Below are 14,851 nucleotides of genomic sequence, written 5' to 3'. Positions count from 1 at the left end.
AGATCTGCTCCCGCCGCGCTGACGGCAGAAGCCCTTCCCAAAAAAAATGATGGCCGCAAAACGGCCAAAGGCTGATCAAGATACACAGCGTGCACGGGGCACACAAGCCACCGAAAGTCGCAGGCACCCGCGCCCCGGCAAGGCGTCCGGCAGGGGTTGTACCAGGTGTCACCGCCGATCGGTTGCACCTGGGTTGTGGCTACGGCGGCGCTTTCGCGCCGCGCCCATCGACCACATGACTCAACCGGTATTGCGCAGCCCGGCGGCTATACCGGCCACGGTGACCAGCAATGCCTGTTCCAGAGGGCTGTCCAGCGCCGCTTCGCGCGCCCGCGAGCGTGCCAGCAGTTCGGCCTGCAGCAGGTGCAACGGATCCAGATACGTATTGCGCAGGCTGAAGAACTCCAGGGTCGTCGGGCTGTGTGCGAGCAGGTGTGTCTGCCCGGTCAGCCCCAGCACGGCCGTGCAGCACTGCGACAATAGGTCGCGCAGCTGCGCGCCCAGCGGTTGCAAGTCAGGCTCGACCAGACGCAGGTCGTACAAGGCCGCAATCTCGGCGTCGGCCTTGGCCAGTACCATTTCGAGCATGTCGATGCGCGTGCGGAAAAATGGCCACTGCGCGCGCATCGAAGCCAGTCGATCCCCTTCGCCACGGGCCAGCGCTGCACCCAGGGCTGCTTCCCATCCCAGCCAGGCGGGCAGCATCAGCCGGGTCTGGGTCCAGCCGAAGATCCACGGGATGGCTCGCAGGCTCTCGATACCTCCCTGCCGACGCTTGGCCGGCCGACTGCCCAATGGCAGTCGGCCAAGCTCCTGTTCCGGCGTGGCCTGGCGAAAGTACTCGACGAAGTGCGGATGCTCACGCACCACCTGCCGGTACGCCTTGACGCCCTGCCCCGCCAGCTCGTCCATGACCGTGCGCCAGGCGGGCTCGGGCAATGGCGGCGGCAGCACGGTGGCTTCCAGCACGGCCGCCACATACAGGTTCAGGTTCTGCTCGGCGATATCCGGCAGGCCGAATTTGAAACGAATCATTTCCCCCTGCTCGGTAGTGCGGAAGCGGCCCGCTACCGAACCTGGCGGTTGCGAGAGGATGGCCGCATGGGCCGGGCCGCCACCACGGCCCACCGTGCCGCCGCGACCATGGAACAGCAACAGCTCGACGCCGTGCGCCTGGCAGATGTTCACCAGGGTTTCCTGCGCCCGATACTGCGCCCACGCGGCTGCCGTGGTCCCGGCATCCTTGGCCGAATCGGAATAGCCGATCATGATTTCCTGCGGACCTTGCAGCGTGCCGCGGTAGTCGGGCAGTTGCAGCAGGCGCTCCAGCACGGGACCGGCGTTATCGAGGTCGGCCAGGGTTTCGAACAACGGCACCACGCGCATCGAGCGGCGCAGGCCGGACTCCTTGAGCAGCAGCTGCACTGCCAGCACGTCGGAGGCAGCGCCGGCCATGGAGATCACGTAGGAGCCCAACGACGCAGCCGGCGCCGCCGCCACTTCGCGGCACGTGGCGAGCACTTCGGCGGTGTCCTCACTGGGCTCGAAACAGGTCGGCAGCAGCGGCCGGCGATTGGCCAGCTCACGCACCAGAAAGTCGATTCGTGCTGCCTCGTCCCAGTCATCGAAGCGACCCAGCCCCAGGTATTCGGTGATCTCGCTCAGCGCCCCGCGATGTCGGGTCGAGTCCTGACGCACGTCGAGGCGCACCAGGAACAGGCCGAAGGTCACGGCGCGGCGCAGGCAGTCCAGCAGCGGTCCGTCGGCGATCACGCCCATGCCACAGGCGTGCAGCGAGTCGAAGCACAGCTGCAGCGGCTCGATCAGCTCGCGATTGTCCTGCAGCACCTGAGCATCGGCCGGCTGGTCGCCCGGCAGCGACGCATGGGCCCAGTTGCGCGTGGCCCGCAGGCGCTCGCGTAACTGCTTGAGCACCGTGCGGTAGGGCTCGCTGCTGTCAGGTGCATGGGCCAGGAGCGGCGCACTGGCCTGCTGCATCGACAGATCGGCGGCCAGTTGATCGACATCGCGCAGAAACAGATCGGCTGCCATCCAGCGAGCCAGCAACAGCACTTCACGGGTGACCTTGGCCGTGACATTCGGGTTGCCATCGCGGTCGCCGCCCATCCACGAAGCGAAGCGGATCGGCGCGGCGCCCAGGGGCAAGCGTTGCCCGGTGGCGGCCTGCAAAGCGGCGTCGACCCGGCGCAGATGGTTGGGCACCGCCTGCCACAGTGAATTCTCGATGACCGCGAAGCCCCATTTGGCCTCGTCCACCGGCGTCGGCCGGGTGCGGCGGATCTCTTCGGTGTGCCAGGCCTCGGCGATCAGGCGCTGCAGGCGCTCACGCACGGCATTGCGTTCGGCGCTGGTAAGGTCGCGATGGTCGTGCAAGGCCAGCTGAGCGGCGATCGCGTCGTATTTCTGGATCAGGGTGCGGCGCGCGACTTCGGTAGGGTGGGCGGTCAACACCAACTCGATATCCAGCGCCACCAGTTGTCGCGCCAACGCGTCGGGGCTATGCCCGGCGGCCGTCAGCCGCCCCAGCAACTCGCCCAGGGCAAGGTTTTCGAAGGGTTCAGGCTGGCCCTCGTCGCGACGGCGGATCAGTTGGTACTGCTCGCAGATATTGGCCAGGTTGAGGAATTGGTTGAACGCTCGGGCCACGGGCAGCAGTTCTTCCTCACCGAGGTCGTCCAGACTGGACCTCAGCTCGGCGCTGACCGCATCACCGGTCGGATCCCGTCGACGGTCGGCCTTGGCGCCGCGGCGAATGCGCTCGATCTTTTCCAGAAAGGCATCGCCGTACTGCTCGCGAATGGTATTGCCCAGCAACTCACCGAGCAGGTGCACGTCTTCGCGCAGGCGCAGATCGATATCGGACATCGGCATTCTCCGTGGCTTGGAAACGGTTTGCCCGTCCAGCCAGCCCGGCGCGGCGTGTGATGGGATCGCCTGGGCCACTGAACAAGCACGGGAAAAATGGCTCTACAACTGGTCTATGCAACGAATGATCTATACCGCAAAGAGTGCCCCAGCCTGGACGAGGCTGACAAGCGCGACAGACAGGGGCGTGAATAACCGGCACATGAGGTGTTTATGAAGATTCACGAACTGGCCGAGCATTGGGAACAGAACGCCAAGGGTCGCCTGACCGACACCGGTATCAATATCCGCCTGGACATGGAATCGGCGGCGCGCCTGGCCGCCCTGACCCAGATGTACCCCAAGCATCATGCTCAGGAACTGCTCGGCGAGCTGATCGGTGCGGCACTTGAAGAGCTCGAAGGCAGCTTTCCCTACGTCAAGGGGACCAAGGTCATTGCCACCGACGAGGAAGGCGACCCTCTGTATGAGGATATTGGCGCGACGCCTCGTTTCCTGGCGCTGTCGCGAGAGCACCTGGAGCGCCTGAAAAACACCACGGACGACACTGCGAAATGAGCTTGGACCAGGAAGCTTCAGAAGCTTCCTACGCACAGGAACGGCTGGGTCAAATAGTCATAAAAAAATTCCAAACCTGAGCCTAAAACTCATACAAATCAATAGGATAGTGTTCAAAAGCGATTGTAGACTCGGGAAAAAAAGAGCCAGGAAATGGCCACCCATCTGTCCGTAGTGCATCGCGGCAGCAGGCCTGGGTCGGCGTGCCGCAGCTGGCGGACGAAGCAATCAATCGCTGTTCAATGGAGCACTATCGCGTGAATACATCCAGCGTACGGTCGTCTTTCGGCCCTTTGAAAACATCCCTCGTGTGCCTCGCTGCCGGTGTCGTCCTGACGGGCTGCGCCGGCATGGCGCCGGTCGAGCAATATGCGGTCAGCCGCTCGGCAGTCAATGCGGCGGTGAGCGCTGGCGGCACCGAGTTCGCCGCTGTCGAAATGAAGTCCGCCCAGGACAAGCTCAAGGACGCCGAAATCGCCCTGCACGGCAAGCACTACGAGGCAGCCCGCCGCCTGGCCGAACAAGCCGAGTGGGACGCTCGCGTTGCCGAGCGCAAGGCTCAGGCCGCCAAGGCCCGCCGCGCCGTCGAAGACGGCCGCCAGGGCGTCCAGGACCTGCGCGAGGAAGGCCTGCGCGCTGCTTCCTGAGCCGGGCTCCCGCGTTCTTCTTTCAAGATTCAGGAAATTACCGTGAAGACTAAATTCAAGTTCCCCGCCCTGTCGGCGCTGGTTGTACTGCTGGCTGCCTGCTCCAAGACCCCCAACCCGCAATTGGTGCAGGCCCAGGCCAATTTCGCCGATCTGCAAGGCAACCCCAAGTCGGTGCAATTGGCCGCCCTGGAAACCAAGGACGCCGCCGACTGGCTGGAGCGCGCCGAGAAAGCCGCCCGCGCCAAGGAAGCCGATGAGCAGGTGGGCCATCAGGCCTACCTGACCAATCAGCGGGTCGAGGTGGCCAAGCAGACCATCGAACTGCGCACGGCCGAACAGGCTATCCAAGGTGTCGCTGCATTGCGCGCCCAGGCCCGCCTGGAAGCGCGCGATGCGCAGATCAAGAAGCTTCAGGAAAGCCTCAACGCCAAGCAGCCCGCAGCCGAAGCGATGGCCGTGCAGCAGACCGAGCGTGGCAGCCTGGTCACTTTTGGCGATGTGCTGTTCGAAACCGGGCAGGCCGAACTGCGTACCAGTGCGTACGACAACATTGCCCGCTTGGCGGACTTTCTGCGTGACAACCTGGACCGCAAGGTAATCGTCGAGGGCCATACCGACAGCACCGGTTCGGCTGGCTTCAACCAGACCCTGTCGCAACGACGCGCCAATGCCGTACTGGTGCAGTTGGTACGCGCGGGTGTGAGCCCCGAGCGCATCGTGGCGCAAGGGCTAGGCATGTCCTACCCGGTGGCGAGCAACGGCAACGCATTGGGTCGGGCGCAGAATCGCCGAGTCGAGGTGACCATTTCCAACGACAACCAACCCGTCAGGTCTCGCGCTTCGATGCACTGATCTACAACGCTTGAAAGAACCCGGCCTTCGTGCCGGGTTTTTCATGGCCAGGCGCTTTACACGTGCGCGTGCGCGTTCGGGGGTTAAGTTCGGGGCTTAAGTATGTGCGCACGCTGTCGATACGCTGGATGCCATCTCCTTCTCCGAGGCTCGCGCCATGTTTGCTTCAAAACGCATGAAAAATGAACTGGCCGCCTTGCGTGAAGAGGTGGCGATCGTTCGGCAGATCCGCCAGGGCCTGGACGAAGAAACCATCCATCTGCGGCTCGACCCTCAGGGGTGCATCCTGGGCGTGAATGCCAATTTCGAAAACGTGCTGCAATACCGTAACGACGAGCTCGTGGGCAAGCCATTGGAAAGCCTCGTTGCCCAGAATGCGCAAAACGACCAGCACTACGCACGCGTGCGCACCGCCATACGGCAGGGGGAGCATTTCTGTGGCGCCTGGCGACTGGTGCGCAAGGACGGCCATGAAACCTGGCTGCGGGTCATCATGCACCCCGTGCGCTCCACGGACGGCAAGCTGGTCAAGTTCTCCTGCTATGCCAGCGACCTGACCAACACCATCGAGACATCGCGCGCCCACGAGAACTTCATCCAGGCGCTGTTGCGCTCCACGGCAGTCATCGAGTTCCACCTGAGCGGCAATGTGCTGACCGCCAATGACCTGTTTCTGCAAGCGATGGGCTACGGCCTGGAGCAGGTCAAGGGCAAGCATCACCGAATGTTCTGCAGCAGTGAAATCGCCAACTCCAGCGATTACCAGGCGTTCTGGGAACGGCTGCGTCGCGGGGAGTTCGTCGCCGAGCGCTTCGAGCGTGTGGATAGCCGCGGTCGTACGGTATGGCTCGAGGCTTCCTACAACCCGGTCCGCGATGGCAACGCCAACGTGTACAAAGTCGTGAAGGTTGCGACCGTCATCACCGAGATGGTGGAACGGGAGATCGCCATTGCCGAAGCGGCCACGGTGGCGTACGACACGTCGGTACGCACCGATGAAACGGCCTTGCGCGGGGCCGAGGTCGTGCGCGAGACGGTCAACGTCATGAAGGACCTGGCGCACCACATGCAAAGCGCTGCGGAAGGCATCGAGGCGCTGGACGAGCAGAGCCAGGTGATCTCCAACATCATCAAGACCATCAGCGGCATCGCCGCGCAAACCAACCTGCTGGCGCTGAATGCGGCCATCGAAGCGGCACGCGCGGGTGAGCAGGGTCGCGGTTTCGCCGTGGTCGCCGATGAAGTTCGCCAGTTGGCTTCACGTACGACCCAAGCCACCTCGGAGATCGAGAGCGTGGTGCAGCGCAATCAAAAGCTGGCCACCGATGCGGTAGCCACCATCGGCGCTGGCAAGCACAAAGCCGAATCTGGCCTGCACCTGGCCAACCAGGCGGGCACCGTCATCACCGAGATTCAGGACGGCGCGAAACGTGTGCTTGGTGCGGTGGAGAGCTTCACCACACAGCTCGCCACCGACGCCTGACCCACAAGCCATCGCCTGCCGATGGCCCATGGATGTCGCAAACCCCGACCAAGTTGTCAGTCGTATGACAAACCAACGGCGCCAGACAAAACTCGCCCATTCGGACAAATTTCTGAACTATTCAAAATTGCCTTGTGTCCCAACGTTTAACCATTACAGCCAGCGGCGTGTGCTAGTCGCCGGGCTTACCCAGGCGCGTGAAACGTTCGACTGTCATGGATTTTGATGTTTTTCAGGAGCTATCCAATGGAGTTGAAAGCCATGAATACCCGTACTGCCAAAACCTCGTCCAACCCGCTGCGCGGGCTGAAACTGGCTGCTCTCGCACTGGGCACCACCTTCGTTCTGGCTGGCTGCGCTGGCAAGCCCCCGACTGAACAGTACGCCGTGACCGAGTCGGCCGTGAACAGCGCCGTGAGCGCTGGCGGTACCGAATACGCCGCCGTGGAAATGAAGGCTGCGCAGGACAAGTTCAAGCAGGCTGAAATTGCCATGCACGACAAGAACTACGAGAAGGCCAAGGTTCTTGCCGAACAGGCCGAGTGGGACGCACGTCTGGCCGAGCGCAAGGCGCAGGCTGGCAAAGCCGCCAAGGCCGTGCAGGACGCCAAGCAAGGTGTCCAGGACCTGCGTGAAGAAGGCCTGCGCAGCGCTCAGTAAGCTGCCCATCGCGACTTGAACTCGAATAAAGGATGAAGATTATGCGTAAACAATTGATGGTTCCTGCCCTGTTGGCCCTCAGCGTTGGCCTGGCAGCTTGCTCTACCCCGCCGAACCCCAACCTGGAACAGGCGCGGACCAATTTCTCTTCCTTGCAGACCAACCCCAAGTCGGTACAACTGGCGGCCCTGGAAACCAAGGATGCGTCGGAATGGCTGGACAAGGCTGACAAGGCTTTCCGCGACGACGCCGATGCCAAGAAAGTCGACCAGCTGGCCTACCTGACCAACCAGCGCGTTGAAGTGGCCAAGCAGACCATCGCCCTGCGCAGCGCCGAGGAAACCCTCAAAGGTGCTGCAGCTCAACGCGCCCAGGCTCGTCTGGATGCCCGCGACGCTCAGATCAAGAAGCTTCAGGACAGCCTGAACGCCAAGCAGACTGACCGCGGTACCCTGGTGACCTTCGGTGACGTGCTGTTCGACCTGAACAAGGCTGAGCTGAAGTCGTCCGCATTCGTCAACGTTGCCAAGCTGGCCCAGTTCCTTCAGGAAAACCCTGATCGCAAGGTCATCGTCGAAGGCTACACCGACAGCACCGGTTCGGCTGCCTACAACCAGAGCCTGTCCGAGCGCCGCGCCAACTCCGTAATGGCCGCACTGGTTCGTGCAGGCGTCGAGCCTTCGCGTATCGTTGCCCAGGGCCTGGGCAAGGAATACCCAGTTGCCGACAACACCAGCAACTCGGGCCGTGCCCAGAACCGTCGTGTGGAAGTGACCATTTCCAACGACAACCAGCCAGTGGCCCCACGCTCGTCCATGCGTTGATCCACCCACTGTAAACGAACGCCCCGGTGAGTGATCACCGGGGCGTTTTCATTTGTGAGCTGCGGGCACCGATTCGGCAGGCGTGGGATAGTTGGGTATCTCGCCCAGCCGACGGATGCCGTTGAAATGCCGTGGGTCGTCCAGGTAGCGCAGCATGACCTGACGCCAGGTGGGGTCGGCGAAGGTTTGCACATGGCCGCCACGGGTCAGTTGCAACACCCGTGGCAACGGCGCCTGGCGATACAGTTGCAGCGCATTGTCCAGTGGCACGATCGGATCGTCGATGCTCTGGAAGATCAGCATGGGCGTGCCTTGCAGGCGCTCGATGGAGCCTATGGCACTGTCGGCGTCGGGCACCCACCAGGACAACGGCACCTGCAAGGGCCAGGTGACCCAGGATGTGCTCAAGGCATGACGACCCACAGCCCTGTAGCTGGCCGGCACACCATCAAGGACCAGCGCCTCGATGCGCTGACGCTGCTGCGGATGCTCGGCCAGGTAATGCACGGCCATCGCCCCACCCAGGCTTTGGCCTAGCAACACCAAGGGTTTGTCGCGGACCTCGGCGCGGGTCTGCAGCCAGGCGAAAGCGCTGTCGATGTCCTGATAGATCTGCGGCAGCTGCGGTGAGCCTTCGGACAATCCATAGCCACGGTAGTCGAGCATCAGCACCTGATAACCCTGCTCGGGCAGCCACCAGCTGCCGCCCAGGTGCCAGGCCAGGTTGCCACCGTTGCCATGCAGGTGCAGCACGGTGCCTTTGACTTCGACCCCGGGTTTTGCAGGCAACCACCAGCCATGCAGGCGCGTACCATCGGCGGCCGTCAGCGTAACGTCCTCATAGGCCAGGCCCGCCTTGGCGGGCGTGAACGGCAAACCAGGCTCCGGGTAGAACAGCAGCGAACTGCAGCCGGACAGGCTGACCGTCAGGGCCAGCGCCAGCGCGGTACGCCAGCGGCGCTGCGGCGGCCGCTCAGAGGATGTTCGAGTAGTCGGCTTCAATTCGGTCCAGGCTCAGATGGTTGAGGAAGTTCGAGAAGCACATCCAGGCGGACAACGCATTCATGTCGCGAAACTGTTCGGGCAGGTACTTGGGCGGCGTCACCAGCCCTTCGTCGACCAGCTGGCGCAGCGTGCGCATGTCTTCCAGGGTGGTCTTGCCGCAGAACAGCAGCGGCACCTGTTCCAGCTTGCCCTTGCGCACGGCCAGCTGGATGTAGTTGTAGACCATGATGAAGCCCTTCAGGTACGACAGGTCCTTGGTGAAGGGCAGACCGGTCGGGGTCGAGCCGCGGAACACCCGGCTCGCGTTGCCGTAGGCTTCGGGCATTTCGAAGCCCTCCTCGCGGAAGAAGTCGAACACCTGCAGAAAGTCGGCGCCCTCTTCGACCATGTGGATCGCGCGGGTGCGGTTGGTCAGTTTGCGCAGCCGACTGGGATAGGACGCGAACGCGATCACTTCCATCAGGATGGCCAAGCCTTCCTGGGTCACCGTGGAGGACGGCGGTCCCTTGGACAAAAACGTGCAGATCGGCTGGTTCTGGCCGTTGAGCGTGGTGGCGACGTGCACCAGGCCCTCGTGTACCTCCAAAGCGCGCACGTCGCGTTCGTTGAACATGGCGTCGCTGCGAATCTTGATGTAGTCCGCGCCAGCGGCGGCGTCGGCGACGATGCCATCGGACTCGAACACGCGAATGGTGCCCTCGGTTTCACCGAATACCCGGTTCAGGCGCCCTTGCAACAGGTTCACCGCATCTTTGGCGGTCAGGGTCTTGGCTTCGTCCTTGAGGTCGCCACGGCCGGCGATGTTGTTCAGGTAATCCGAAAGCATCAGGCCCAGATCGGCCAGGGTCGGATCGCCGGCGTGGAAGGCGTCGGAGGCGGCACCGTACAGTTCCTGGGAGATCAGACCGAAGTCCTCGGTGCCGCGAGCCTCGAGCATGCGCACCACCATGCGGTACTCCTTGCACATGCGGCGCATGATCTGCCCGACCGGATTGAACTGCCCGAGCTGGCGAGTGATATCGCGTTCGATGTTCTGGAATTCCAGCTTGACCGCACTGGAGTCGAAGCCCAGCGCGCGATTCTGGTAGTAGTCGCGATCCACCGCCGGCATCTGCTTGCCGCCCGCCTGCAGGAAGCCGTGCCGAATGGAGTCGTCCCATTTCACCGCATCGAGCACGCGAATCGGCGTCTGTGCCTGCACGATCCGGTCGGACAGGCCTCGAATCGTCTGCTGATACTCGTCCACCCTACTGCTCCTCGTTCTGGCTGGGTCCGCCGGCAGCGGACCGTTCACTGCATGGGCTCAGCCCAGTACCCACTGCATGAAACGGGTAAGAATGCCGAGCATCTCACGGTCGGCGTCAGCCTGGGTACCGGCCAGCAGCCCCTGATATTCCATCCGCCCGATAATCGCCGTCAACACCTGTGCATCCTGCACCGGATCGCGCGAACCCAGCACCTCGAGCATCTGCCGGCCGCCTTGCAGAAGAATGTCCTGATGGGCCAGCACCAGCGAGGCCAGCCGCGGGTTGAGCAGGGCCTCCTGGCGAAAGGCTTGCTCGGCGATCAATTGGTCGCGACGGGTCTGCAACTGGTGCATGACGTAGTCGGCGGTGAGCCGGGCGATTTCATCGGCCAGCTGGGCGCGAGCCTGTGGGCTGCCGTCGCCACGGGCAATCAGTGCACGCAGCAAGTCTTCGGTGTTGCTCCACAGCTTGGCCATGAACACGGCGCTGCGCTCGACGTACTGGGCGAAGGCATCGTTGAGCAGGTCATCGATGTCCTTGAAATAATAGGTGGTGGCCGACAGCGGCACCCCGGCTTCGGCAGCCACGGCGCGGTGGCGCACGCCGCGCACGCCGTCACGCACGACAATGCGCATGGCCGCGTCGAGAATGGCCTGCCGGCGCAGTTCGCTGCCCTGGCGGCTGGCCTTGCGTCCCTGGTATTGAACGTTGCGGGCGAGCGTCGAGGCGACGCTGGCGGCTCCTTGTCTGGGTGCTGCTGGGATCACTGCTCTTGTCCTTTGAGTAAGTGGGAGGGCACGCATAAAAAAGCCGCCCCATGGGGCGGCTGGTCAATCATTGTCAGGCTTGGGGCCGCATGTGCGGGAACAGGATGACATCGCGGATCGAAGGCGAATCGGTCAGCAGCATGACCAGGCGATCGATCCCGATCCCTTCGCCAGCCGTCGGCGGCATGCCGTACTCCAGCGCGCGAACGAAATCGGCGTCGTAATGCATGGCCTCGTCGTCGCCGGCGTCCTTGTCGGCCACCTGGGCCATGAAGCGCGCGGCCTGATCTTCCGCGTCGTTGAGCTCGGAGTAGGCGTTGGCGATCTCGCGGCCGCCGATGAACAGCTCGAAGCGGTCGGTGACGTTGGGATTATCGTCGTTGCGACGGGCCAGTGGCGACACCTCGAACGGGTACTGGGTAATGAAGTGCGGCTGCTCCAGCTTGTGCTCGACCAGCTCTTCGAAAATCATCACCTGTAGTTTGCCCAGACCTTCGAAGCCCAGCACCTTGGCGCCAGCCTTCTTGGCAATGGCGCGGGCCTTGTCGATGTCGTTCAAGTCATCGGCGGTCAGCTCGGGGTTGTACTTGAGGATCGAATCGAACACCGACAGGCGCACGAACGGCTCGCCGAAATGGAACACCTTGTCGCCGTAGGGCACGTCGGTGCTGCCCAGTACCAGCTGCGCCAACTCACGGAACAGCTCTTCGGTGAGGTCCATGTTGTCTTCGTAGTCGGCATACGCCTGGTAGAACTCGAGCATGGTGAACTCGGGGTTGTGCCGAGTCGAGACGCCTTCGTTGCGGAAGTTGCGGTTGATCTCGAACACCTTCTCGAAGCCACCGACCACCAGGCGCTTGAGGTACAGCTCCGGGGCGATGCGCAGGAACATTTCCATGTCCAGGGCATTGTGGTGGGTTTCGAACGGCTTGGCCGCGGCGCCGCCGGGAATGGTCTGCAGCATCGGCGTCTCGACTTCGAGGAAGTCACGCTTGGCCAGGAAGCTGCGGATATGGGCGATGACCTGGGAGCGCACGCGGAAGGTATCGCGCACGTCTTCGTTGACGATCAGGTCGACGTAGCGCTGGCGGTAGCGCTGCTCGGTATCGGTCAAGCCGTGGTGCTTGTCGGGCAACGGGCGCAGCGACTTGGTCAGCAGGCGCACACTGGTCATCTCGACGTACAGGTCGCCCTTGCCGGAACGGGCCAGGGTACCTTCGGCGGCGATGATGTCGCCCATGTCCCAGGTTTTCACCTGAGCCAGGGTTTCTTCGGGCAGGGTCTTGCGGTTGACGTAGACCTGAATGCGCCCGGTCATGTCCTGGATCACCATGAACGAGCCACGGTTGAGCATGATGCGACCGGCGACCTTGACCGGAATCGCTGCCTCGGCCAACTCTTCCTTGGTCTTGTCGACGTACTGCTTCTGCAAGTCGCCTGCATAGTTGTCGCGACGGAAGTCGTTGGGGAAGGCCTGGCCTTGGGCACGCACGGCAGCAAGCTTTTCCTTGCGCAGGGCGATCAGGTTGTTTTCTTCCTGTTGCAGGTCTTGCGGGTCGAGTTGTTGGTCGCTCATGTCTTCAGATTTTCCATCACGGGTTCGTTGCTCCCGACTACGGCGCCGGGATCGCGGGCAGGCCAGCCGTGGCAGGCCGACGCGTTGGGCGCGTCGACCTGCCCGGCGGTGTTACAGCCCTTGTTTCAAGCTGGCTTCGAGGTATTCGTCGATGTCGCCGTCGAGCACCTTGTCGCAGTCGCTGCGTTCGATGTTGGTGCGCAGATCCTTGATCCGCGAAGCGTCGAGCACGTAGGAGCGGATCTGGTGACCCCAGCCGATGTCCGACTTGCTGTCTTCCATGGCCTGCGAGGCGGCGTTGCGCTTCTGCACTTCCTGCTCGTACAAGCGCGCACGCAACATCTTCATCGCCGTGTCCTTGTTGGCATGCTGCGAACGTTCGTTCTGGCAGCTGACCACGGTGTTGGTCGGCACGTGGGTGATACGCACCGCCGAGTCGGTGGTGTTGACGTGCTGGCCACCGGCACCGGAGGAGCGGTAGGTGTCGATGCGCAGATCGGCCGGGTTGATGTCGATCTCGATGTTGTCATCGATTTCCGGAGATACGAACACCGCCGAAAACGAGGTATGGCGACGGTTGCCGGAGTCGAACGGGCTCTTGCGCACCAAACGGTGGACACCGATCTCGGTGCGCAACCAGCCAAAGGCGTACTCGCCCTTGATGTGCAGGGTGGCGCCCTTGATACCGGCGACTTCGCCAGCCGACAGCTCCATGATGGTGGTGTCGAAGCCGCGTTTGTCGGCCCAGCGCAGGTACATGCGCAACAGGATGTTGGCCCAGTCCTGGGCTTCGGTGCCGCCGGAGCCGGCCTGGATGTCCAGGTAGGCGTTGTTGGCGTCCATTTCACCGCTGAACATGCGGCGGAATTCCAGCTTCTCGAGCTGGGCGCGCAGACGCTCGACCTCGGCGGACACGTCGTCGACGGCGCCCTGGTCTTCTTCTTCGGCAGCCATTTGCAGCAGGTCTTTGGCGTCGCTCAGGCCGGCGTTCATTTCGTCGAGGGTGTCGACGATCTGCGCCAGCAGCGAACGCTCGCGACCCAGTTCCTGGGCGTAGGCAGGGTTGTTCCAGACAGCAGGATCTTCAAGCTCGCGATTGACTTCGGTCAGACGCTCATGCTTTTGATCGTAGTCAAAGATACCCCCGAATGGTTTCGGAGCGCTCGGACAGGTCCTTGATGCTGTTAAGGATCGGGTTGATTTCCATGGCGGGCAGCTCTCGTGCGTAACGTGTGAAAAGCCGGAGAGTATACCGCAGCCGACCCTGCACAGCAGCCCGTCGAGCTGGGGATGCGCGTTTTTTTGGTGAAGCCCTACTCCTGCTCGCCCACTACCACCTGATTGCGCCCATTGTGCTTGGCCGTGTACAGGCCCTTGTCGGCGGCCAGTATCAGTTCGCGGCAGTGGCTGGACTGCTGCGGGGTCATGGTCGACAGACCGATGCTGACCGTCAGGCAGGCATCGGCCTGGGGTGCGATGTGCGGGATGTTCAGGGCGGCGATGGTCTGGCGCAGCTTTTCGGCGACCAGCCGGGCGCCGCCGGGCGAGGTGCCGGGCAGGACCAAGGCGAACTCTTCGCCGCCATAGCGCGCCGGCAGATCGCTCGAGCGGTTGCTGGAGTGGCGGATGGCGTCGGCCACGCGGCGCAGGGCTTCGTCGCCGGCCAGGTGGCCAAAGTTGTCGTTGTAGGACTTGAAGTAGTCGACGTCGATCATCAGCAGTGACAGCTGGGTCTTGTCGCGCATGGCGCGACGCCATTCCAGTTCCAGGTACTCGTCGAAGTGACGCCGGTTGGACAACGCGGTCAGGCCGTCGGAATTCATCAGCCGCTGCAGCACCAGGTTGGTGTCCAGCAGCTGTTGCTGGCTCACGCGCAGCGCACGGTAGGCCTCGTCGCGCTGCAGCAGGGTCAGGTACGACTTGGAGTGGTAGCGGATGCGCGCCACCAGCTCGATGGTGTCGGGCAGCTTGACCAGGTAGTCGTTGGCGCCTGCGGCGAAAGCGGCGCTCTTGATCAGCGGGTCTTCCTTGGTCGACAGGACGATGATCGGAATGTCCTGGGTGGCCGGATGATTGCGATAGTCGCGCACCAGCGACAGGCCATCGAGGCCCGGCATGATCAGATCCTGAAGGATCACCGTCGGCTTGATCCGCATGGCCTGGTTGATGGCCTGCTGCGGGTCGGCACAGAAATGGAAGTCGATGTTAGCCTCGTCGCTGAGGCTGCGACGGATGGCTTCGCCAATCATGGCCTGGTCGTCCACCAGAAGTACCATCGACTTGTTGTTGTCGTTGGACCTGAAGGCTTCGATCTGTAGATCAATCATGCGTTGTCACCTGGAT

General features: G+C 62.9%; 13 protein-coding genes. 6 read left to right on the top strand and 7 right to left on the bottom strand.

Going from position 1 to position 14,851, the window contains the following annotated elements:
* Nucleotides 1-240: 240 nt before the first annotated feature.
* Nucleotides 241-2,886: a phosphoenolpyruvate carboxylase gene (ppc, locus tag LT40_RS20530; RefSeq protein WP_043193100.1), complete on the bottom strand. Its 2,646-nt coding sequence runs from the start codon at nucleotides 2,884-2,886 to the stop codon at nucleotides 241-243.
* Nucleotides 2,887-3,099: 213 nt separating this feature from the next.
* Between ppc and LT40_RS20525 the strand changes: the two genes are divergently transcribed.
* From LT40_RS20525 to lptF, 6 genes are all read left to right on the top strand, one after another.
* Nucleotides 3,100-3,444 carry a hypothetical protein gene (locus LT40_RS20525; RefSeq protein ID WP_043193097.1) on the top strand — a complete coding sequence of 115 codons (345 nt, stop codon included), beginning with the start codon at nucleotides 3,100-3,102 and terminating at the stop codon, nucleotides 3,442-3,444.
* Nucleotides 3,445-3,686: 242 nt separating this feature from the next.
* The gene (locus tag LT40_RS20520; RefSeq protein WP_043193095.1) at nucleotides 3,687-4,091 is read left to right on the top strand and encodes a DUF4398 domain-containing protein; all 405 of its coding nucleotides are present in this window, start codon (nucleotides 3,687-3,689) and stop codon (nucleotides 4,089-4,091) included.
* A gap of 42 nt (nucleotides 4,092-4,133) precedes the next feature.
* Complete coding sequence (locus LT40_RS20515; protein ID WP_043193093.1) at nucleotides 4,134-4,946, top strand: OmpA family protein; 813 nt, start codon at nucleotides 4,134-4,136, stop codon at nucleotides 4,944-4,946.
* A gap of 157 nt (nucleotides 4,947-5,103) precedes the next feature.
* A complete protein-coding gene (locus LT40_RS20510; RefSeq protein WP_043193091.1) occupies nucleotides 5,104-6,429 on the top strand; it encodes a methyl-accepting chemotaxis protein in 1,326 nt (441 codons plus the stop codon).
* Nucleotides 6,430-6,675: 246 nt separating this feature from the next.
* Nucleotides 6,676-7,089 (top strand): DUF4398 domain-containing protein, encoded by a 414-nt coding sequence (locus LT40_RS20505; RefSeq protein ID WP_043193089.1) that lies wholly within the window; start codon nucleotides 6,676-6,678, stop codon nucleotides 7,087-7,089.
* Nucleotides 7,090-7,130: 41 nt separating this feature from the next.
* The gene (gene lptF / locus LT40_RS20500) at nucleotides 7,131-7,913 is read left to right on the top strand and encodes a lipotoxin F family OmpA-related lipoprotein LptF (RefSeq protein ID WP_043193086.1); all 783 of its coding nucleotides are present in this window, start codon (nucleotides 7,131-7,133) and stop codon (nucleotides 7,911-7,913) included.
* A gap of 48 nt (nucleotides 7,914-7,961) precedes the next feature.
* Here the strand turns inward: lptF and LT40_RS20495 are convergent, their stop codons facing one another.
* From LT40_RS20495 to LT40_RS20465, 6 genes are all read right to left on the bottom strand, one after another.
* A complete protein-coding gene (locus tag LT40_RS20495; protein ID WP_084139859.1) occupies nucleotides 7,962-8,915 on the bottom strand; it encodes an alpha/beta hydrolase in 954 nt (317 codons plus the stop codon).
* Complete coding sequence (locus LT40_RS20490; RefSeq protein ID WP_043193084.1) at nucleotides 8,887-10,164, bottom strand: flavohemoglobin expression-modulating QEGLA motif protein; 1,278 nt, start codon at nucleotides 10,162-10,164, stop codon at nucleotides 8,887-8,889. Before LT40_RS20490 ends, LT40_RS20495 begins: the two co-directional genes overlap by 29 nt.
* A 57-nt stretch (nucleotides 10,165-10,221) precedes the next feature.
* On the bottom strand, nucleotides 10,222-10,968 hold the full coding sequence (locus LT40_RS20485) for a TetR/AcrR family transcriptional regulator (RefSeq protein ID WP_052393491.1): 747 nt from the start codon (nucleotides 10,966-10,968) through the stop codon (nucleotides 10,222-10,224).
* A 37-nt stretch (nucleotides 10,969-11,005) separates the two neighbouring features.
* Entirely contained in the window at nucleotides 11,006-12,508 is a 1,503-nt protein-coding gene (gene lysS / locus LT40_RS20480; RefSeq protein ID WP_043193079.1) for a lysine--tRNA ligase, read from the bottom strand.
* Nucleotides 12,509-12,619: 111 nt separating this feature from the next.
* A protein-coding gene (gene prfB, locus LT40_RS20475) for a peptide chain release factor 2 (protein ID WP_122742474.1) occupies nucleotides 12,620-13,715 on the bottom strand; the annotation gives its coding sequence in 2 pieces (ribosomal slippage) (nucleotides 12,620-13,642 and nucleotides 13,644-13,715; 1,095 coding nt in all).
* Between the two features lie 106 nt (nucleotides 13,716-13,821).
* A complete protein-coding gene (locus LT40_RS20465; protein WP_043193074.1) occupies nucleotides 13,822-14,835 on the bottom strand; it encodes a diguanylate cyclase in 1,014 nt (337 codons plus the stop codon).
* Nucleotides 14,836-14,851: the final 16 nt, after the last annotated feature.

Origin of the sequence: Pseudomonas rhizosphaerae (assembly GCF_000761155.1) — a bacterium.
Lineage (GTDB): Bacteria > Pseudomonadota > Gammaproteobacteria > Pseudomonadales > Pseudomonadaceae > Aquipseudomonas > Aquipseudomonas rhizosphaerae.
The sequence above is the reverse complement of the archived record's forward strand: the minus strand, read 5'-3'. Positions and strand labels throughout refer to the sequence as shown.

Excerpts from the sequence above, each read along its gene's own strand:
- LT40_RS20485 (WP_052393491.1), bottom strand. The coding sequence starts at position 10,968 with ATGCGTGCCCTCCCACTTACTCAAAGGACAAGAGCAGTGATCCCAGCA.
- LT40_RS20520 (WP_043193095.1), top strand. The coding sequence starts at position 3,687 with ATGGAGCACTATCGCGTGAATACATCCAGCGTACGGTCGTCTTTCGGC.
- lptF (WP_043193086.1), top strand. The coding sequence starts at position 7,131 with ATGCGTAAACAATTGATGGTTCCTGCCCTGTTGGCCCTCAGCGTTGGC.
- lysS (WP_043193079.1), bottom strand. The coding sequence starts at position 12,508 with ATGAGCGACCAACAACTCGACCCGCAAGACCTGCAACAGGAAGAAAAC.
- LT40_RS20505 (WP_043193089.1), top strand. The coding sequence starts at position 6,676 with ATGGAGTTGAAAGCCATGAATACCCGTACTGCCAAAACCTCGTCCAAC.
- LT40_RS20465 (WP_043193074.1), bottom strand. The coding sequence starts at position 14,835 with ATGATTGATCTACAGATCGAAGCCTTCAGGTCCAACGACAACAACAAG.
- LT40_RS20510 (WP_043193091.1), top strand. The coding sequence starts at position 5,104 with ATGTTTGCTTCAAAACGCATGAAAAATGAACTGGCCGCCTTGCGTGAA.
- LT40_RS20525 (WP_043193097.1), top strand. The coding sequence starts at position 3,100 with ATGAAGATTCACGAACTGGCCGAGCATTGGGAACAGAACGCCAAGGGT.
- ppc (WP_043193100.1), bottom strand. The coding sequence starts at position 2,886 with ATGTCCGATATCGATCTGCGCCTGCGCGAAGACGTGCACCTGCTCGGT.